Here is an 18,746-nt window from a genome sequence, read left to right as displayed (position 1 = left end):
CCCGGGCGCACCGCCCTGGACCACCTGCGCGCGTCCGCCACCCCGGCGTGCGGCGCGTCCACCCCCACGTCGTCCACCGCTGTGCGCCCGGGGCGGCAGTCGGCGGCCCCGAGGGCCGCGCCGGCGGCGCCCATCGGGCGCGCGCGCTCGGGGTCCCGGCGGCCCCCCGTGGCCGCCGGCCCGGCCGCGTGGGCGGCTCGCCCGCCGCGCCCTCCCCCGCCGTGGTGCTCGGCGACGGCACCAGCGCCCGCACCCGCGCGCGCAGCCGGTGGCGCCGCTACCGCTGGCTGCTCGCCGTCGCGGGCGTGCTCGCGATCGGGGTGCTGGCCACCGTGCTTCCGGCCCCCGCGCAGTCGACCACGCCGCTCGCCCCGGACAACCCCCGGGAGAACGGCGGCCGCGCCGTCGCCGAGGTGCTCGGAGCGCAGGGCGTCACCGTGACCTACGTCCGCACCACCGCCCGGGCCGTCGAGGCCGCCGCGGCCGGCAGCACCCTGCTGGTGACGTCCGACTGGCTGCTCAGCCCCGAGCAGGTCACGGCGCTGGCGGGCACCGAGGCCGACCTCGTGCTGCTCGACCCGTCCGCGCTGCTGCGCGAGGCCGTCCCCGGGCTCGACACCGGCTGGAGCGGCGGCACGGAGCCCGCGACGCTCACGGCCTCGTGCGACGACCCGGACGCCGCCGCGGCCGGCACCGTCTCCGGCACCGCCGCCGGCGTGGTGGCGACCGACCCGCGGACCGACGCGGCGCTGTGCTTCCCGCTGCCCGGCACCGAGCCGCAGGCCTACCTGTACGCGGACGCCGAGGCCGACGGCCGGCGCGTGACCGTGCTCGGCGACGCCGGGATGCTGACGAACGCGCGCGTGACCGCGGAGGGCAACGCGGCGCTCGTGCTGCGCGCGCTCGGCCGGAACGCGGACCTGGTCTGGTACGTCCCCTCGATGACCGACACGACCGCCGGCGAGGCGGCCGGTCCCGGCCTCGAGGACCTGCTGCCGCCCACCGCCCGCGTCGTCCTGCTGCAGGCGCTCGTCGTCGTGCTGGCGCTCGCGCTGTGGCGCGGCCGGCGGCTCGGGCGCGTGGTGACCGAGCAGCTGCCCGTCGTCGTCCGGGCCGCCGAGACCACGCGCGGACGCGGTCGCCTGTACCGGACCTCCCGCTCGTACGGGCACGCGGCCGCGTCGCTGCGCGCGGGGGTCGCCGCCCGGTGCGCGCGCCTGCTCGGGCTGCCGCGCTCGGCCGGCGCCCTCGACGTCATCGCGGCCGTCGCGCGCGCGGCGGGCCGGGACGAGGCCGAGGTCGGCGACCTGCTGTACGGACCACCCCCCACGTCAGACGCGGGCCTGGAGACCCTGGCCCGCCGGCTCGACCAGCTCGAGAGCGAGGTTCACCCCACGTGACCCAGGACCACCCCGCCCCGAACCCGTGGCAGCAGGGCGGCGTGCTGCGCGGTACCCGCCCCGCCCGCGCAGCCCAGCGGGCCGCAGGCGTACCCCGGGCAGCCCGCCACGTCGGCGTTCCCGGCCCAGCCCGCGCCGCAGGCCCACGCCGCCCCGCCGGCGCAGCCCGCGCCGCAGGCCCAGCCGGCCCCGCAGGCGCCGCAGCACGCCGCCCCGGCCGCACCGGAGCCCTCCCCCGAGCTCCGCGAGGCGCTCGGCGCCGTCCGCACCGAGGTCGGCCGCGCCGTCGTCGGCCAGGACGCCGCGGTCACCGGCCTGGTCATCGCGCTGCTCTGCCGCGGGCACGTGCTGCTCGAGGGCGTCCCGGGCGTCGCCAAGACCCTCCTGGTCCGCACGCTGTCGGCCGCGCTGGACCTGGACACCAAGCGCGTCCAGTTCACGCCGGACCTGATGCCCGGCGACGTCACGGGCTCCCTCGTCTACGACGCGCGCACCGCGGAGTTCTCGTTCCGCGAGGGCCCGGTGTTCACGAACCTCATGCTCGCGGACGAGATCAACCGCACCCCGCCGAAGACGCAGGCGTCGCTGCTCGAGGCCATGGAGGAGCGCCAGGTCTCGGTCGACGGGACGCCGCGCCCCCTGCCGGACCCGTTCGTCGTGATCGCCACGCAGAACCCGGTGGAGTACGAGGGCACGTACCCGCTGCCGGAGGCGCAGCTGGACCGGTTCCTGCTCAAGCTGGTGCTGCCGCTGCCCGAGCGTCACGAGGAGATCGAGGTGCTCGCGCGGCACGCCGCGGGCTTCGACCCGCGGGACCTGGCGAAGGCCGGCGTGCGGCCTGCCGCCGGCAAGGACGTGCTGGAGCGCGCGCGCCGGGAGGTGGCCCGGGTGCAGGTCGCGCCCGAGGTGCTGGGCTACGTCGTGGACCTGGTGCGCGCGACCCGGCAGTCGCCGTCGCTGTCGCTGGGGGTCTCGCCCCGTGGGGCGACCGCCCTGCTGGCGACCTCCCGCGCGTGGGCGTGGCTGTCGGGGCGGCCGTACGTGACGCCGGACGACGTGAAGGCCCTGGCGCACCCGACGCTGCGGCACCGCGTGCAGCTGCGCGCGGAGGCCGAGCTCGAGGGCGTCACCGCGGAGTCGGTGCTCGACACCGTCCTCGCGTCCGTCCCGGTCCCCCGCTGAGGCGCCGGCGGTGGCGATCACCTGGCGTGCCGTCGCGCTGACCGCGGTCGGCGTGCTGCCCGTGCTGCTCGTCCCCGTGCCCGGGACGGTGCTGGCGTGGGCGGTGCTGTGCCTGCTGCTGTGCGTGGCCGACGCGGCGCTGGCCGCCTCGCCGCGCGCGGTCGCCGTGCAGCGCACGCCGCCGGGGAGCGTCCGCCTGCACGAGCCGGCGCGGTCGCGGCTGACGGTCACCCACACCGGTGCGCGCCGGCTGCGCGCGCTGGTGCGGGACGCGTGGCAGCCGTCGGCCCACGCGCAGCAGAACCGCCACCGCGTCGACCTGCCCGCCGGGGAGTCGCGCCGCCTGGACACGCCGCTGCGCGCGACCCGGCGCGGCGACCTGCACGCCGACCGCGTGACGATCCGCACGGTGGGGCCGCTGGGCCTCGCGGGGCGGCAGGCGTCGCTCACCGTGCCGGGCACGCTGCGGGTGCTGCCGGAGTTCCGGTCCCGCCGGCACCTGCCGAGCCGGCTGGCCCGCCTGCGCGAGATGGACGGCCGCGCCGCGGTGCAGATCCGCGGGGCCGGCACGGAGTTCGACTCCCTGCGGGAGTACGTGATCGGCGACGACGTGCGGTCCATCGACTGGCGGGCCAGCGCGCGGCGCGCCGACGTCGTGGTGCGGACCTGGCGCCCCGAGCGGGACCGCCGCGTGCTGATCGTGCTGGACACGTCCCGCACGAGCGCCGCCCGCACCGGCGAGGAGCCGCGGCTGGAGGCCTCCGTCGAGGCCGCGCTGCTGCTGTCGGCCCTCGCCTCGCGGGCGGGCGACCGCGTGGAGCTGCTGGCCTACGACCGGACGGTGCGCGCGCGGGTGGCCGGGCAGTCCGGCCCCCGGCTCATGCCCGCGCTCGCCGACGCCCTCTCCGGTGTGGAGCCGTCCCTGGTCGAGGCGGACTGGCCGGGGATCGTGGCCCAGGTGCAGGAGCGGCTGTCGCAGCGGGCGCTCGTCGTGCTGCTGTCGGCGCTCGACCCGGCCGCCGTGGAGCAGGGCCTGCTCGGGGTCGTCGACCAGCTCGCGTCCCGGCACCAGGTGGTGCTGGCGTCGGTGCGGGACCCCGAGATCGAGCGGCTGCGCACCGGCCGCGAGGACACCGCCGCGCTCTTCGACGCGGCCGCCGCGGAACGGGCCGAGCTGGAGCGCGCCGCGGTGGCGCAGCGCCTGCGCGGCCGCGGGGTCGAGGTCGTCGACGCCCTGCCGGAGGACCTGGCGCCGCGGCTCGCGGACACCTACCTCGCGCTGAAGGCCGCCGGTCGGCTCTGACCGGCGGCCCTCAGGCGGCGTCACGCGGCGTCGGGTGGCGTCGGGTGGCGTCGGGTGGCGTCAGCCGCGCTCGCGACGGTAGAGCGACCGGGACCAGGCGTAGCCCGCGACCCCGATCAGCACCGACCAGCCGAGGGCCAGCCACGTGGTCGACGCGTCGAGCGCCGTCCCCGCGAGCAGGCCACGGGTCGTCTCGATGATCGGCGTGAACGGCTGGTACTCGGCGAACCACTGCACCCCCGCCGGCATCGTCTCGACCGGGACGAACCCGCTGCCCAGGAACGGCAGGGCGGTCAGCAGCATCGGGGTGTTGGAGGCCGTCTCGACCGACTTCGCCGACAGCCCCATCGCCACGCACAGCCAGCTCATCGCGACCGACACGACCGCCATCAGCCCCGCGAACGCGAGCCAGCCGAGCGGCCCGGCGTCCGGCCGGTAGCCGAGGACGATCGCGAGCCCGAGGACCAGCACCACCGCGATGAGCGCCTGGACCACCGTCCCGAGCACCGGCCCGCCCAGCACCGAGCCGGACGAGATGGCCATCGTCTTGAACCGGGCCATGATGCCGCTGGTGGCGTCCATCGCGGCGCTGATCGCCACGGCCTGCGCGGCCCCCACCACGGCGAACAGCAGGATCGCGGGGGTGATGTAGTCCAGGTACGCGGCACGACCGTCCGCCCCGGGTGCGACGCCGGGCGCGACGCCGGCGCCGAACGCCCCGCCGAAGACGAACACGAAGAGCAGCATCAGCGCGACGGGGATGCCGACGGTGAAGCTCGTCAGCCCCGGGTAGCGCACGGCGCGCAGCAGGTTGCGGCGCAGCATGGTGAGGGTGTCGGCCACCGGGCGCGCGCCGGTCGCGGCACGTGCGGGGGCTGTCGTGACGGTGGTCATCAGGCCACCTCCTTCGAGGTCGTCGTGGTGGCGTCCGGGCTGGTCGACGGCTCGGTGAGCCGCAGGAACACGTCGTCCAGCGAGCCGGCGTCGTGCGAGGACTTGAGCTCCTCGGGGGTGCCCTCGGCGACGATGCGGCCGCGGTCGAGCACGGCGACGCGGTCGGCGAGCCGGTCCGCCTCCTCCAGGTACTGCGTGGTGAGCAGGATCGTCGTGCCGGCCGCCACGAGGGCGCGCACCTCGTCCCACAGCGTCCGGCGGCTGCGCGGGTCCAGGCCCGTCGTCGGCTCGTCGAGGAACACCACCGCCGGCGTGCCGACGAGCGTCATGGCGAGGTCGAGCTTGCGGCGCATGCCCCCCGACCAGGTGGACACGGGCTTGCGGGCGGCGTCGGTCAGGCCGAACTGGGCGAGCAGCGCGTCGACGCGCTCCCGTGCCTCGCGGCGCCCCAGGTGGTGCAGGGACGTCATGAGCCGCAGGTTCTCCGCGCCGGTCAGCAGGTCGTCGACGGCCGACACCTGGCCCGTGACGCCGATGGCGCCGCGCACGGCCTGGGCCTCGGCGACCACGTCGTGCCCCGCGACGCGGACGGTCCCGCCGTCCGGGGCGAGCAGCGTGGACAGGATGCCGACGGTCGTGGTCTTGCCGGCGCCGTTCGGCCCGAGCAGGGCGGTGACCGTCCCGGCGCGGACGGCGAGGTCGACGCCGTCGAGCACGATCTGGTCTCCGTAGGACTTGCGCAGGCCGCGCACGTCGACGGCGAGGTCGCTGGTCATGGTGGTCCTCCTTCGTGGTCGTGCGTGGGTGGTGCGTGGGTCGTGCTCGGCGGTGCTGTGGCGCCTCAGGGGCGGCGGACGACGACGTGGCCGTAGCCGGTGCTCGCCCGGATCTCGGCCGTGGCCTGGTCCTCGACGGGGCCGTCGGCGGGGGTGAGCAGGTTCCGGACGACGCCGTGCTCGGAGCCGACGTCCAGCCACGCGGCGGTGCCCTCCGGCACGCCGACGTCGATCGAGCCGTAGGAGGTGCTGAGCGTGACGCTGCCCGACTCGACCCGGTCCACGCGGATGCCGGCGTGCGCGGACTTCGCCGTGACGGTGCCCCGCACCCGCCCGACCGCGATGTCCCCGTGGGCGCCGGCGACCTCGAGGGACCCCGTCACCGACTCGACCAGGGTCGTGCCGTTCGTGGCGCGCACCCAGGCGTCGCCGACGAGCTCGCGGATGCGGACGGAGCCGGCGCTCGCCCGCACGGACGCCGGGCCCGAGACCCGGCCCACGACCACGGACCCCGCCGAGACCTTGACGTCCAGGCGGTCGACCTCGTCGACGTGGGCGTCGCCGTCGGACAGGGTCATCTCGACCGTCCCGAGCCGGCCCTCCGTCAGGAGCGTGCCCGTCCTCCCGCGCACGTCCGACCCGGCGGGCAGCTCGACGGTGATGGCCGCGGTGCCCGACGCGAACGGCAGGACCCACTGCTTCCAGGCGCCCGGGTACGTGATCGTGACCGTGTCGCCGTCCCGCGCGACGCGCACCTCCTTCGCGGCGCGGACGCTCCCGGACGAGGTCGGGTCGGCGGGCAGGACGGTGACGACGACGTCGTCGCGCTCGGAGGCGACGACGTGCAGGTTCCCGGACGGCACCTCCACGAGGAGCGGGACGGGGGCAGGGGCGGCGAACGTGGGCATGACGGCTCCAGGACGGTGGTGTCAGAGTGGTGTCAGGTGCTCGCGGCGCCGGGTGCGGCGCCGTGCGATTCGGTGGCTGTGCGGTGCGGTGCGGTGCGGTGCGGTGCGATGCGGTGCGGTGCGGCGCGGTGCGATGCGGTCGTGCGGGGACGGGACCGGCGGGTCAGCGCACCCAGCCGGTGAGGCGGTTGCCCCCGCGCTGGTCGGGGCGGGCCTGCGGCGCGGGCCGGCCGGTCGGCTGCTCGAGCGCGGCGGCGACCGCACGCACGAGCCAGGAGTTCACCGAGAGACCGTCGCGGGCGGCGGCGACCTCGACCTGCGCCTTGAGGTGGTCCGGCAGGCGCAGCGTGGTGCGGGTGGTGGCGCCCTCGTCGACGTCGGAAGGCGGCGAGGGCGGGGCGGTCACGAGCGGCTCGGCGGCGGTGGGCGCCGGCGCGGCGGGCGCGGACGGCGCGTCGACCACGAACTCCGGGTCCCCCCCGCGCAGGCGCACGTCCACCGAGCCGGGCGCGAGCTCCGCGGAGATCTCGCCCGCGGCGGTCGACAGGGCCTCCAGCAGGACCAGGCGCACGGCGGCGTCGAGCGGCGCGGTCAGCCGCTGGGCGAGCTGCCGGGCGTCCTCGCCGCCGGCGTCCGCCGCGAGGGCGAGCCGGTGCTGGAGGTCGTCGACGTAGCGCGTGAGGTCCATGACGCCATGGTGACACCACGCGTGGTGTCATGGCAACCCCCGTGGTGTCACGACCGCGGAGCGGGGCGCCCCCGGGCCGCGAGGTCGTCATGTCGGCGCGAGGTCGTCAGGCCTGCGGGACGACCTCGTGCGCAGGTGACGACCTCGGCACCGCACCTCGGCATCGCACGCCCGGCACGGACCTCCCGCTCTGTCGGGGGTCCGCCCTACCGTGGGCGGGTGACCGACGACACGCGCCTGACCACCCGCGGGCTGGGGCGCGCGCTGCTCGCCCGGCAGCACCTGCTCGCCCGCGCGCCGGGGTCGGCCGTCGACGCGGTGACGCACCTGGTCGCGCTCCAGTCGCAGAACCCGTCGTCCGCCTACCTCGCCCTGCACGCGCGGCTCGCGGGGTTCGCCCACGCCGACCTGGCCGAGGCGATGCTCGACCGGCGCGTCGGCCGTCTCGCGCTGCTCCGGGACACCGTCCACCTGGTCACCGCGGCCGACGCGCTGGGGCTGTGGCCGTTGTTCGCGCCGATGCTCCGGCGGCGCCTGCTGAGCAGCCAGACCGCCGCCCCGACGCTGCGGCAGGTCGACCTGGACGACCTGCGGCGCGCGGCGCTCGACGCCCTCGCGGACGAGCCGCTGACCGCCGGGCAGCTCGGCGACCGGCTGGCGGCGACCTGGCCGGGCCTGGACCCCCGGTCCCTGGCGATGGGGGCGCGCGGGGTGCTGCCCCTCGTGCAGGTGACGCCCCGCGGGGTGTGGGGCCGCAGCCTGACGACGACGTGGACGACGGCGGAGGCCTGGTTCGGCGCACCGGCCGAGGCCGCCGACGCGGACGCCGCCCTGGACGGCCTGGTGCGCCGGTACCTCGCCGCCTACGGCCCCGCCACGGTCGCGGACCTCCAGCAGTGGTGCGGGCTGACCCGCCTGGGCACCGCGGTGGACCGCGTCCGGCCGGAGCTGGTCGAGGTGGTGCACGAGGACGCCGACGGGCGCACCCGCGTGCTGCTCGACCTGCCGGACGCGCCGCGCCCGCCGCAGGACGCGCCGGCTCCCGTGCGGCTGCTCCCCGACTTCGAGAACCTGCTGCTCGGGCACGACGACCGCACCCGGGTGATCCCGCCGGAGGCCCGGCCGGCGCTCGCCAGCCGGAACGGCATGCCGCCCGGGACCGTGCTGGTGGACGGCACCGTCGGCGGGACGTGGGTGCTGCGCCGCGAGCGGCTCCCCCGGCCCGCGGGGACGCGCGGGCGACGGGAGCTCGCGCGCCTCACCATCACGCCGCTGCGCCGGTGGTCCCGGGCGGAGCGGGCGGCCGTGGTGCAGGAGGCGGAGTCGCTCGCGCGGTTCGCCGCGGACGACGCCGCGGAGCACGCCGTGGAGGTCGCCGACGCGGGGTGACCCCCGGCCGGTGCCCCGGACCCGCCCCTCAGCCCGTGGTCGCGTACTGCGTCTCGTACAGCTCCGCGTACAGGCCGCCCGCGGCGAGCAGCTCCTCGTGGGTGCCATGCTGCACGACGCCGCCGCGGTCGAGCACGACGATCGAGTCGGCCTCGCGGATGGTCGAGAGCCGGTGCGCGATGACGATCGCCGTCCGGCCCTCCAGCGCCTCCGCGAGGGCGCGCTGGACGGCGGCCTCCGACTCGGAGTCGAGGTGCGCGGTGGCCTCGTCGAGGATGACGATCGGCGGGGCCTTCAGCAGCAGCCGCGCGATGGCCAGGCGCTGCCGCTCGCCGCCGCTGAGCCGGTACCCGCGGTCGCCCACGACCGTGTCGACGCCGTCGGGCAGCCGCGAGACCAGGTCCCAGATCTGCGCGCGGCGCAGCGCCTGCTCGAGGGCCGCGTCGGTCGCGTCCGGGCGGGCGTAGAGCAGGTTCGCCCGGATCGTGTCGTGGAACAGGTGCGCGTCCTGCGTGACGATGCCGATCGCGTCGCGCAGCGACGCCTGCGTGACCTCCCGGACGTCCTGGCCCGCGACGCGCACCGCGCCGCCCGTGACGTCGTACAGCCGGGCCACGAGCTGCGCGATCGTCGTCTTGCCGGCGCCGGAGGGCCCCACCAGAGCGACGAGGTGACCGTGCGGCACGGTGAACGACACGTGCTCCAAGGTCGTCCCGGGCACCTCCGACTGCAGCCGGGCGACGGACTCCAGCGACGCGAGGGAGACCTCCGCCGCCGACGGGTACCGGAACGAGACGTCGTCGAGCTCCACGCTGGCGGTGCGCGGCAGGTCCGCGGGCAGGGGCCGGGCGTCGGGGGCGTCGGCGACGGTCGGCTTCAGGTCGAGCACCTCCAGCACCCGCTCGAACGAGACGAGGGTGGTCATGACGTCCACCTGCACGTTCGACAGCGCCGTGATGGGTCCGTACAGCCGCGTCAGGTACGAGGTCAGCGCGACGACGGTGCCGATCGTGAGCGACCCGCGGATCGCCAGCACACCGCCGAGCCCGTAGACGATCGCGACCGCCATGGCCGCGACCAGCGTCAGGCCCACCCGGAACACGGCGCCGTACATGGCGCTGGTGATGCCGATGTCCCGCACGCGGGAGGCGCGGGCGGAGAACACCGAGGTCTCGTCGTCGGCCCGGCCGTACAGCTTGACCAGCTGCGCGCCCGCGACGTTGAACCGCTCGGTCATCGTCTGACCCATCTCGGCGTTCAGCGTGTACGACTCGGCGGTCACGGCGGCGAGGCGGCGGCCCATCGCCCGCACCGGCAGGACGAACAGCGGCAGCAGCACCAGCGACACGAGCGTGATCTGCCACGACAGCGACAGCATCGCGGCCAGCACGAGCACGACGGTGAGGACGTTGGAGACGACGTTGGACAGCGTCGAGGTGAACGCCTGCTGCGCGCCGAGCACGTCGCCGTTGAGGCGCTGCACGAGCGCGCCGGTCTGCGTGCGCGAGAAGAACGCGAGCGGCATCCGCTGCACGTGGTCGAACACCTGGGTGCGCAGGTCGAGGATCAGGCCCTCGCCGATCCGGGAGGACAGCCAGCGCGAGGCGAGCGCGAGGCCCGCCGCCGCCAGGGCCAGCAGGGCGACGACGCCCGCGAGCGCGAGCACCACGCCGGTGCGGCCCTTCGCGATGCCGTCGTCGATGATCCGGCTGAAGACGAGGGGCGTCGCGGCCCCGACGGCCGCGTCGACCGCGACCAGGACGAGGAAGATCGTGATGAGCCGGCGGTACGGCCGGGCGAAGGTGAGGATGCGGCGGAGCACCTCGCGGGTGACGCGCTGCCGGGCGACGGAGGGGTCGAGACGGAACGAGCGGTACATGGACCGCCCGTCCATCCCGCCGCCGCGGGGACCGTGCATGGACATGGGGCCTCCCCGGGGGATGGGACTCTGATAGAGAGGCTACCTCTCTATGTGGCAGGTTCGCTATCGTGGGAGGCATGACCCCGGTCACCCCCACGCCGCACGCCGCGCATCCCGAGCACCCCGGGCACCCCGGGCACCCCGGGCACCCCGCGGACGCCCCGCACCCCGGCGACGAGCTGTTCTGGCTGCTCCGCCGCGCGCTGCACACGATGCGCCGCGACGTCCGCGAGCAGGTCGACCTCACCCCGTCCCGGCACCGGCTGCTGCGCGTCGTCGCGCGCGCCGCCGAGCCGCAGCGGCAGACCGCGCTCGCCGCGGCCCTGGACGTGGTCCCCCGGTCCATCACGTCCCTGGTCGACGACCTGGAGCGCGCCGGCCTGGTGGAGCGGCAGCCCGACCCGACCGACCGGCGCGCGACCCTGGTGGCCCTGACCGACGAGGGGCGCGCGGTGCTCACGGAGGCCGACCGGCAGCGCCGCCGGCACGCGGAGGAGCTGCTCGCCCGCCTCGAGCCGGCGGAGCGGGACGACCTGCTGCGCCTGCTGCACCGCCTGGTGGACGACCCGGACGCGTCCGGCAGCGACGGGGTGTGCTGACCCGATGACCAGCACCGCCACCCGGCTCCTGTCCGAGGACGACGCCCCCGCCCTCGCCGCCCTGCTCACTGCGAACCGCCGGTTCCTCGCACCCTGGGACCCGGTGCGGGACGACGCGTTCTTCACCGAGCACGCCCAGGCGGACATCGCCCGCCGCGCCCTGGACGCCCATGCCGCCGGGACGGCGCTGCCGCTGGTGGTGCTCGACGACGACGGCGCTCCCGCGGGGCGGCTCAACCTCGCCGGGATCACCCGCGGGCCGTTCCAGTCGGCCGGCATGGGGTACTGGGTCGGCCGGGAGAGCAACGGGCGTGGCCTGGCGACGCGCGCCGTGGCGGAGGCCCTGGCGGTCGCGTTCGGCGAGCTGGGGCTGCACCGGGTGCAGGCCGAGACCCTCCTGCACAACGGGGCGTCGCGGCGGGTGCTCGCGAAGAACGGCTTCCACGAGATCGGGGTGGCGCCCCGCTACCTCGAGATCGCCGGGCGGTGGCAGGACCACCTGCTGTTCCAGCGCCTGGCGGACGCGCCGGCGTAGACCCGTCGCGCCGCCCCGTCAGCGGCCGGGGTCGGGCACCCCGTGCGGCAGGCGGTGCAGGGTGATGGCCTCCTGCGCGGCGCGCCGGGCGGCGCGGGTCGTCGCGTCGTACTCACGGTCCCGGCGGGTCGCCAGCACCGCCGCGAGGAACGCCTCCGGGTGCGTGCCGGGCGGCGGGCCGGGCGCGACGTACCGGGCCACCTCCCCCGCGAGCTGCTGCCCGAGCGCGTACCGCGACCCCGGGTGCAGGCCGGCGGCGCGGCTCAGGAAGTCCCGGGCCTGCAGCGCCAGGCCGTCGGGCAGGCGGGCGACGTCGGCGCCGTTCGCCCAGCGCGCCAGGAACGGCGGCATCATCAGCACCGGCTTCGGCTGCCGGCGGCCCCGCACCCGGACGGCGTAGGTGCCGGCGAGCATGTCGCCCAGCCGCTTGCCCTGCGGGTTGACCAGCGAGGTGATGAGCGCGACCGAGCCGAGCGTCGCCCACAGCTCCAGGACGCCGACCAGCGCGCGCACCAGCGCCTGCCGGAACCGGATCGGCCCGCCGTCGTCCCGCACGATGCGGATGCCCACGGCGAGCTTGCCGAGCGACCGGCCGCGGGTCAGCGTGTCGACCGTCGTCGGCAGCACCACGGTGACCGAGACCAGCAGCAGGACGCCGACGATCTGCAGCACGTCGTCGGTCGGGGCGAGCGTCGCGACGTTCGCCAGCACGATGAGCACGATGATGCCGAGCACGCCGAGCACCGCCAGGTCGATCAGCGCGGCGAGCAGCCGGTTCGCGAACGACGTCGGTCGTGCGTCGAGCAGCACGCCCTCGCCGATGACGATGCCCTCGTCCACCCGCGCCCACCTCCGTCGCCGTCCCGCACCCTCACCCGCGCGGGCGTCGCTGGTCAGCCGTGCGCCCCGGGTCTCCTGTGGCAGGGTATCGGCCGTGGACCTCGACGCCTTCACCGCCGTGCGGCAGTCCTCCTGGGCGCGCCTGGACGAGCTGTCGCGGCGCCGGGTGGCCGACGGCGCGGAGGCCGACGAGATGGTGCGCCTCTACCAGTCCGTCGCGACCGACCTGTCGACGATCCGCTCCACCGCGCCCGACCCGGACACGATCACGCGGCTGTCGCAGCTGCTGGCTCGCGCCCGCTCCCGCATCGCGGGCAGCCACGAGCCGACCTGGCGGGACGCCCGCCGGTTCCTGGTCGTGTCCCTGCCGGCGGCGCTCTACCGGATCCGGTGGTGGACGGTCGCCGTGATGGTCGCGTGCACCGCGGTCGCCGTCCTCGCCGGGTGGTGGGTCGCGACGAACCCGGACGCGCTCGCCGCGATGGGCACGCCCACCGAGCGGCAGGCGTACGTCGACGACGCGTTCGCGTCCTACTACGACCCGGGACTCGGCTTCGCCGGGGTGGTGTGGACGAACAACGCGTGGATCGCGGCGCTGTGCATCGGCATCGGCATCTCCGGGATCGGCCCGCTGTACGTGCTCGCCCAGAACGCGGTGAACGTCGGCGCCATCGGCGGGATGATGGCCGCGCACGACAGCCTGGACCTGTTCCTCCAGCTCATCGCCCCGCACGGGCTGCTGGAGCTGACCTCGATCTTCGTGGCCGGGGCCGCGGGCCTGCGGCTGTTCTGGACGTGGATCGACCCGCAGGGCCGGCCCCGCACGCGCGCGCTCGCCGAGGAGGGCCGGTCGCTGATCACCGTCGCGATCGGGCTGGTCGGGGCGCTCGCCCTGTCGGGCCTGGTCGAGGGCTTCGTCACCGGCTCGTCGCTGCCGTGGTGGCTGAAGATCGTCATCGGCGCCCTGGCCCTGGCCGCGTTCTGGACGTACACGATCGTGCTCGGCCGGCGCGCCGCGCGCGACGGCCAGACCGGCGACCTCGACGAGGACGCCGCGGGCTACGCGGTGGCGACCGCCGCCTGACGGCTCCCGCGGTCGGCGCCACGCCCGGCCGGCGGCAGCACGCCCGTCCACAGCGACGCGGCACCCAGCGGGGTGCGGGCGAGCTCGGTGAACCCCAGCGCCTCGAGGTCGGCGACCTGCGCCGGGTCGACCGTCACCGCCAGCACGTCGCGCCCCTCGGCGCCCTGCTCGGCGACGACCGGAGCGAGCACGTCCGCGAGCAGCGCGAGCCGCCGATCCCCCGCGGACCGGCCGTCGTCGGACAGCAGGATGAGCACGCGCCGCGCGTCGGACGCCTGCAGCAGCGCCAGGGTCTGCGCGGTCGCCGCGACCAGGGAGCGCAGCGGCGCGTGCGCGGGCTCCGCCGGGGGCTCCGGCTGGATGCCGAGCTCGCGGCCGACGACCCGGTGCAGGTCCGCCGCGAGGTGCTCCGCGTCCGGCGGCAGCCACACGGCGACGGCGCTGACGTCGGCCCCCTCGCGGGCGAACCACACCTCGCCGTGCTCCAGGGCGCCGTGGCTCAGCACCAGGCGGGTGGCCGGACCGGCGTGCTCGGGGTGCGGGACCTCGTCCGGCTCGCCGTCGCCGTCCAGGTCGATGAACGGGCGGTGCTCCCCGATCATCCGGGCGATGGGGTTGACGTCGACCAGCCCCGCGCGGTGGACCTCCCAGGGGGTGCGCGCGCCCGGCGTCGCGGGCTGCGGCGGGGTCGCCGCGGGGTGGTCCGGGTCGTCGGTCGGTCGTCGCAGGGGGTCGTCCAGCACGCGCACCAGCGCAGCACGCCGACCTGGGAGCTCCCTGAGAGCGGACCGGGCCCGGAGGGCGGTCATGCCGGCACCGCCACGTCGCCGGCCCGGCGGACCCGGCGCACCCGGGTCCCGCGCTCGACGCGGGCCGCCCCGGCCGCGAGGGCGGCCAGCACCAGCCCCGCCGCCCCGAGGTAGCCCGCCCGCGACGCCCACCAGTCCCACGTCCACGGCTCCGGCAGCGCCTCCCCGACGCCCAGGAGCACGACGCCCGCGACCGCGAACATCGCGGTGAGGTGCCACAGGTACAGGCCCATCGACCGGGCGCCGACCCACGCGACGACCCGTGACCGGGCCGCCCAGCGCGCCAGGGCGTCCCGGACCAGCAGCGCCCCGGCCACCTGGGCGACCGCGAACCCGACGACGGGGGCGGTCGGCGGCGCGAGGTTCGACATCGCGTCCCCGGGCATCCCGATGAGCGACACCGGGTACGGGCCGGTCATGAGCAGCAGCACCGTCGCGGCCAGGCCGCCGCCGGTGAGCAGCGCCAGCACGGTCCGCTCGGGGACGCCGGGGCGCGAGCCGGGGCGCGGCTCCGTGCGGGTGCGGCGCTCCGCGTAGACCAGGCCGCCCAGGAACGGGATCGCCCACACCAGCAGGATGTTCGGCGCCCCGGGGAAGGCGACCTCGTCCGAGAACCGCAGCAGGTCGACGACGACGGGCAGCGCCGCCGCGACCACGAGCACCCGCGCCGCACCGAACCGGCGCAGGAGGCCCAGCAGCAGCGGCGTGAGCGCCAGCAGCCCCAGCTGCACCCCCAGGAACCACAGGGGCTGCGGCACGATGCGCGCGGCGCGCTCCACGGCCGCCTCGGGGACGCCGAGGGCGGGCAGGGTCACGAGGAGCAGCGCCCACACGGCGGCGAAGATCCCGACCGGGCGCGCCATCCGCAGCAGCCGGACGCCGGCGAACCGCCAGCCGGGCTGGCCGGGGTGCCGCACGAGGTCGTACCGGGCCGCGGCGCCCGCGGCGAAGAACAGCAGCGGCAGCGGCTGCAGCCACGTCAGCAGCCACGCCCAGCCGTGCGAGAGGGCGTTGCCGACGACCAGCTCCTGGCCGTCCCACGTCGCCTCGACCATCACCCAGTGCAGCGCGACGACGAGGATCGTGCCGAGCGCCCGCACGCCGTCGACGAACGGGTCGCGCAGCGAGCGCCGGGGCGCGGCGGCGCTACCCCGCGGGCGGGCCGGCCGCGGGGGCCGGGACCGCGAGGGTGTTGGACTCGGCGAGGCGGGTCGGTGCGCCGGGCCGGCGGTCGGCGGAGGGGCGGCCGCCGGCGGCGGGGCGGGGTCGTGCGGGCAGGACGGTCGACATGGGCGGCTGCTCCCGGGGAACCGCGCGGTGGGCCGCGCAGGCGCCCGGCTGTCGGGCACACCACCAGCCTGTCGAGCGAACGCGCAGGTCAGAACGGGTACCGCCCCCGTCCTGACCGGCGATCAGCCCCGGTGCCGGGCGGGGTTGTCCCCGGTGCGCCGGGGTGGCTACCGGGTGCCGTCGCCGGGCGCGGACGGCTGCGGGCGCCGGCGTCGGGCTGCGGGGCGTACGAGGGTCCGGGGCCGTACGGGGTCGCCGGGGCAGCGGGTGGGGCCACCGGGGACGGCGCAGCAGGGGACGGCGCCGGGGTGGGCGGCACCCGGGTACGCCGCTCCGGGGTATGCCGCGCCCGGGTGGCCCGGTGCGCCGGGGTACGCCGCGCCCGGGTGGCCCGGCGCCCCGTACGCGCCCGGCGCCACCGGCTGCTGCGGTCCCACCGGCTGCTGCGGCGCCCGCTGGCCCCGCTGGAGCGCGCCCACGACGAACGCCCCGCCGATCATCGCCGCGCCGATCACGACGAGCGCGTTCCCGACGGTCGACGCGAAGCCGAACAGCCAGCTCGCGCGGTACAGGAGCTCGTACATCAGCGCCTGCCCGACCCAGCCGCCGACGATGCCGAGCACCACCAGCCCGACCCCGGTCCAGAGCAGCTGCGGTGCGGTGAGCTTCGGCACGGTGGGGATCCCCTCGTCGGCGCGGGTGCGGGCGGAGCGCCCGCGACGACGCTAGCGCGCCCGCCCCGCCGCCGTCAGGCGTCGAGGTGCAGGTAGCGCAGGACCGCCAGGACGCGGCGGTGGTCGCCGGCGTCGGGCGCGAGCGCGAGCTTCCCGAAGATCGACGTGACGTGCTTCTCCACCGCCCCGTAGGACAGGAACAGCGCCTCCGCGATCGCCCCGTTGGACCGGCCCTGCGCCATGAGCTCGAGCACCTCGGTCTCGCGCGGGGTGAGCCGGGACACCCCGGGGTCGACGCGGGCGGCGCCCATGAGCTGCGTGACGACCTCGGGGTCGAGCACGGTGCGGCCCGCGGCGATGCGCTCCAGGGCGTCGAGGAAGTCGGCGACGTCGGCCACGCGGTCCTTGAGCAGGTAGCCGACGCCGCGGGCGTCCCCGCCGAACAGCTGCGCGGCGTAGCGGGTCTCGACGTACTGGGAGAACAGCAGCACGCCGAGCCCCGGGTGCGACGACCGGAGCGTCAGCGCCGCGCGCAGCCCCTCGTCGGTGAACCCCGGCGGCATCCGCACGTCGACCACCGCGATGTCGGGCAGCCCCTCGCCGGCGGCGAGCGCGTCGACCTCCTTGACGAGCGCGTCGCCGTCACCGACGGCCGCGACGACGTCGTGGCCCCGCCGGGAGAGCAGGGCCACGAGGCCGTCGCGCAGGATGACGGAGTCCTCGGCGATCACGATCCGCACGCCGCACCCCCCGCCGCGGGACAGGGACGGACCCGGGTCATCGGGGAGAGCTCAGCGGCAGGTGCACGGTCACCACCGTAGGGCCTCCGACCGGGCTGTCGATGTCGAGGTCCCCGTCGACCGTCGCGACCCGGTCCACCAGCCCGCCCAGCCCTGTGCCGCCGGACGCGCCGGGCAGCCCGAGCCGCGCGCCCCCGTGCCCGTCGTCGCGGACGCGGATCCACAGCGAGCCGTCCACGACCTCGGCGCGGACGTACGCGCCGGTGGCGCCGGAGTGCCGCGCGGCGTTCGTGAGCAGCTCGGCCACCGCGAAGTAGGCGATCGTCTCCACCTCGGGCGCCGGGCGGCCCGGCAGGTCGACGTCCACCGTCACGGGCAGGGGCGCCCGCGCCGCCAGGGTCTCGAGCGCGACTGCAAGGCCGCCGTCGAGCGCCGGCGGGTGGATGCCGCGGGCGATCTCCCGCAGCTCGGTCAGCGTCTCCTTCAGCGCACCGTGCGCGTCGTCGAGCAGCCCGAGGGCGGTGCCGCGCACCGTGTCGTCGGGGTCGCCGGTGCCGTCGCCGGTGGCCAGGCGGTCGCGGGCGTCGCCGATCTGCATGGCCACCGCGACCAGCCTCGCCTGCGTCCCGTCGTGCAGGTCCCGCTCGATGCGGCGGAGCCGGGCGTCCGCGTCGGTCACGGCGGCCCCGCGGCTCTGCTCCAGCTGGGCGACGCGCAGGCTCGACGCCGTCGGGCCGAGAAGGCCGCGGCTGAGCAGGCGGAACAGGTGCGCGAACCCGAGCACCAGGCGGTGCCACACCAGGAAGCACAGCAGGCCGGCCACGATCAGGATCCACTGCCGCGCCGGGGTGTCGATGAAGTAGTCCTGGCCGAACTGCGCGCCCCGGTGCAGCGTGCCGTCGGGCGCCTCCACCGCGGGCAGGTAGCGGTACCAGTACCAGTGCGTGACGCCGCCGAGCGCGACCGCGAGGAACGCGGTGGTCGTGACGAACCCCGCGATCGCCAGCGGGAGGGACAGGAACCCGAACGCGATGGCCCGCCACCCGGCCGCGTCGCCGAGCAGGTTCCCCAGCCGGCGCCAGAAGCCGCGCACCCGGCGGCGCGGCAGGGGCGGGGCGACCGAGACCCCGAGCATCCCCCGGGCCATGCCGCGATACAGCGCGCCCCACATCCGGCCCCCGACCACGACCCAGCCGGCCGCGAACAGCCCGACCACGGTGACCGCGATCGCAGGCGGGAGCACCACGGCCACGACGGCGTACGCGAAGGCGAACGGCGCGAGCAGCAGCACCAGGAACAGGTAGCCGTACTCGCGCCAGGTGCGGGTCATGACGCCGGGCGCCCAGACGGCGCCGCGCGGCAGCGGGTCGGCGGGCGCCGGGGCCGGGACGGCGGCCACGGGCGTGGTCGGGCGGGTGGCGGACATGACGTGCTCCTCGGCGATCGGGGGCGTGCGGTGCGGTGCGGTGCGGTGCGGGCGGCGGTGCGGGTGGTGCGGAGGTGCGGTGCGGGCCGACGGCACCATCGTGGCGTGCCGGTCCCGGGTCGCGGCACCCGGCCCGCCGCCGAGTCGTACGGGGGATGTCCCCCGGGGGCCGCGCCCGCGCCGTCACCTGACATGTCACAAAGCGGTAACGATCCCCGCGTCGACGAAACCGCAGGTCAGCGCGGGTATCGCCGAGCCGAATCATCCTATGACCCCCGCGATCCGCCC

The 18,746-nt window shown here is 76.8% G+C and carries 18 protein-coding genes and 1 pseudogene; 7 read left to right on the top strand and 12 right to left on the bottom strand.

Annotated features, from left to right (window positions below):
- The first annotated feature begins 188 nt into the window (after positions 1-188).
- From QNH85_RS16550 to QNH85_RS16540, 3 genes and pseudogenes are all read left to right on the top strand, one after another.
- Positions 189-1,400: a DUF4350 domain-containing protein gene (locus QNH85_RS16550; protein WP_282948170.1), complete on the top strand. Its 1,212-nt coding sequence runs from the start codon at positions 189-191 to the stop codon at positions 1,398-1,400.
- 168 nt (positions 1,401-1,568) lie between these two features.
- Positions 1,569-2,582, top strand: a pseudogene (locus QNH85_RS16545) (AAA family ATPase); the annotation flags it as partial.
- Positions 2,583-2,592: 10 nt separating this feature from the next.
- Positions 2,593-3,885, top strand: coding sequence for a DUF58 domain-containing protein (locus QNH85_RS16540; RefSeq protein WP_282948168.1), 1,293 nt, complete (start codon positions 2,593-2,595; stop codon positions 3,883-3,885).
- 60 nt (positions 3,886-3,945) lie between these two features.
- Here QNH85_RS16540 and QNH85_RS16535 read toward each other — a convergent pair whose 3' ends face one another.
- From QNH85_RS16535 to QNH85_RS16520, 4 genes are all read right to left on the bottom strand, one after another.
- Positions 3,946-4,779: an ABC transporter permease gene (locus QNH85_RS16535; protein ID WP_213284156.1), complete on the bottom strand. Its 834-nt coding sequence runs from the start codon at positions 4,777-4,779 to the stop codon at positions 3,946-3,948.
- Entirely contained in the window at positions 4,779-5,555 is a 777-nt protein-coding gene (locus QNH85_RS16530) for an ABC transporter ATP-binding protein (protein WP_282948165.1), read from the bottom strand. The genes QNH85_RS16535 and QNH85_RS16530 overlap by 1 nt, the downstream gene beginning before the upstream one ends.
- Positions 5,556-5,620: 65 nt before the next feature.
- Entirely contained in the window at positions 5,621-6,463 is an 843-nt protein-coding gene (locus tag QNH85_RS16525) for a DUF4097 family beta strand repeat-containing protein (protein WP_282948164.1), read from the bottom strand.
- Between the two features lie 163 nt (positions 6,464-6,626).
- Complete coding sequence (locus QNH85_RS16520; RefSeq protein ID WP_282948162.1) at positions 6,627-7,151, bottom strand: histidine kinase; 525 nt, start codon at positions 7,149-7,151, stop codon at positions 6,627-6,629.
- 219 nt (positions 7,152-7,370) lie between these two features.
- Between QNH85_RS16520 and QNH85_RS16515 the strand changes: the two genes are divergently transcribed.
- On the top strand, positions 7,371-8,540 hold the full coding sequence (locus QNH85_RS16515) for a winged helix DNA-binding domain-containing protein (protein WP_282948160.1): 1,170 nt from the start codon (positions 7,371-7,373) through the stop codon (positions 8,538-8,540).
- A gap of 28 nt (positions 8,541-8,568) precedes the next feature.
- On the opposite strand, the gene QNH85_RS16510 is transcribed toward QNH85_RS16515, so the two are convergent.
- A complete protein-coding gene (locus QNH85_RS16510; protein ID WP_282948158.1) occupies positions 8,569-10,464 on the bottom strand; it encodes an ABC transporter ATP-binding protein in 1,896 nt (631 codons plus the stop codon).
- Positions 10,465-10,538: 74 nt separating this feature from the next.
- Here QNH85_RS16510 and QNH85_RS16505 point away from each other — a divergent pair, with 74 nt between their 5' ends.
- Positions 10,539-11,060 (top strand): MarR family winged helix-turn-helix transcriptional regulator, encoded by a 522-nt coding sequence (locus tag QNH85_RS16505; RefSeq protein WP_282948156.1) that lies wholly within the window; start codon positions 10,539-10,541, stop codon positions 11,058-11,060.
- A gap of 4 nt (positions 11,061-11,064) precedes the next feature.
- On the top strand, positions 11,065-11,595 hold the full coding sequence (locus QNH85_RS16500; RefSeq protein ID WP_282948154.1) for a GNAT family N-acetyltransferase: 531 nt from the start codon (positions 11,065-11,067) through the stop codon (positions 11,593-11,595).
- 18 nt (positions 11,596-11,613) lie between these two features.
- Here the strand turns inward: QNH85_RS16500 and QNH85_RS16495 are convergent, their stop codons facing one another.
- Positions 11,614-12,435 carry an RDD family protein gene (locus QNH85_RS16495; protein ID WP_282948152.1) on the bottom strand — a complete coding sequence of 274 codons (822 nt, stop codon included), beginning with the start codon at positions 12,433-12,435 and terminating at the stop codon, positions 11,614-11,616.
- 94 nt (positions 12,436-12,529) lie between these two features.
- Here QNH85_RS16495 and QNH85_RS16490 point away from each other — a divergent pair, with 94 nt between their 5' ends.
- Positions 12,530-13,519 (top strand): stage II sporulation protein M, encoded by a 990-nt coding sequence (locus tag QNH85_RS16490; protein ID WP_282948151.1) that lies wholly within the window; start codon positions 12,530-12,532, stop codon positions 13,517-13,519.
- Here QNH85_RS16490 and QNH85_RS16485 read toward each other — a convergent pair.
- From QNH85_RS16485 to QNH85_RS16460, 6 genes are all read right to left on the bottom strand, one after another.
- Positions 13,495-14,262: a hypothetical protein gene (locus QNH85_RS16485; RefSeq protein ID WP_282948149.1), complete on the bottom strand. Its 768-nt coding sequence runs from the start codon at positions 14,260-14,262 to the stop codon at positions 13,495-13,497. The two genes, QNH85_RS16490 and QNH85_RS16485, sit on opposite strands and share 25 nt — an antisense overlap.
- 62 nt (positions 14,263-14,324) lie before the next feature.
- Positions 14,325-15,452, bottom strand: a complete 1,128-nt coding sequence (locus QNH85_RS16480; protein WP_282948179.1) for an acyltransferase family protein — start codon at positions 15,450-15,452, stop codon at positions 14,325-14,327.
- A 22-nt stretch (positions 15,453-15,474) separates the two neighbouring features.
- Positions 15,475-15,618, bottom strand: coding sequence for a hypothetical protein (locus QNH85_RS16475; RefSeq protein ID WP_282948180.1), 144 nt, complete (start codon positions 15,616-15,618; stop codon positions 15,475-15,477).
- 167 nt (positions 15,619-15,785) lie between these two features.
- Positions 15,786-16,292 carry a hypothetical protein gene (locus QNH85_RS16470; protein ID WP_282948147.1) on the bottom strand — a complete coding sequence of 169 codons (507 nt, stop codon included), beginning with the start codon at positions 16,290-16,292 and terminating at the stop codon, positions 15,786-15,788.
- A 74-nt stretch (positions 16,293-16,366) separates the two neighbouring features.
- Positions 16,367-17,032, bottom strand: a complete 666-nt coding sequence (locus QNH85_RS16465) for a response regulator transcription factor (protein ID WP_282948145.1) — start codon at positions 17,030-17,032, stop codon at positions 16,367-16,369.
- A gap of 37 nt (positions 17,033-17,069) precedes the next feature.
- Entirely contained in the window at positions 17,070-18,458 is a 1,389-nt protein-coding gene (locus QNH85_RS16460; RefSeq protein ID WP_282948143.1) for a sensor histidine kinase, read from the bottom strand.
- Positions 18,459-18,746: the final 288 nt, after the last annotated feature.

The sequence above is a fragment of the Cellulomonas endometrii genome (assembly GCF_949769265.1).
Taxonomy (GTDB): domain Bacteria; phylum Actinomycetota; class Actinomycetes; order Actinomycetales; family Cellulomonadaceae; genus Cellulomonas; species Cellulomonas endometrii.
The sequence above is the reverse complement of the archived record's forward strand: the minus strand, read 5'-3'. Positions and strand labels throughout refer to the sequence as shown.

Coding starts and splice junctions, on each gene's coding strand:
- QNH85_RS16535 (WP_213284156.1), bottom strand. CDS start 4,779: ATGACCACCGTCACGACAGCCCCCGCACGTGCCGCGACCGGCGCGCGC.
- QNH85_RS16530 (WP_282948165.1), bottom strand. CDS start 5,555: ATGACCAGCGACCTCGCCGTCGACGTGCGCGGCCTGCGCAAGTCCTAC.
- QNH85_RS16525 (WP_282948164.1), bottom strand. CDS start 6,463: ATGCCCACGTTCGCCGCCCCTGCCCCCGTCCCGCTCCTCGTGGAGGTG.
- QNH85_RS16520 (WP_282948162.1), bottom strand. CDS start 7,151: ATGGACCTCACGCGCTACGTCGACGACCTCCAGCACCGGCTCGCCCTC.
- QNH85_RS16510 (WP_282948158.1), bottom strand. CDS start 10,464: ATGTCCATGCACGGTCCCCGCGGCGGCGGGATGGACGGGCGGTCCATG.
- QNH85_RS16505 (WP_282948156.1), top strand. CDS start 10,539: ATGACCCCGGTCACCCCCACGCCGCACGCCGCGCATCCCGAGCACCCC.
- QNH85_RS16500 (WP_282948154.1), top strand. CDS start 11,065: ATGACCAGCACCGCCACCCGGCTCCTGTCCGAGGACGACGCCCCCGCC.
- QNH85_RS16475 (WP_282948180.1), bottom strand. CDS start 15,618: ATGTCGACCGTCCTGCCCGCACGACCCCGCCCCGCCGCCGGCGGCCGC.
- QNH85_RS16460 (WP_282948143.1), bottom strand. CDS start 18,458: ATGTCCGCCACCCGCCCGACCACGCCCGTGGCCGCCGTCCCGGCCCCG.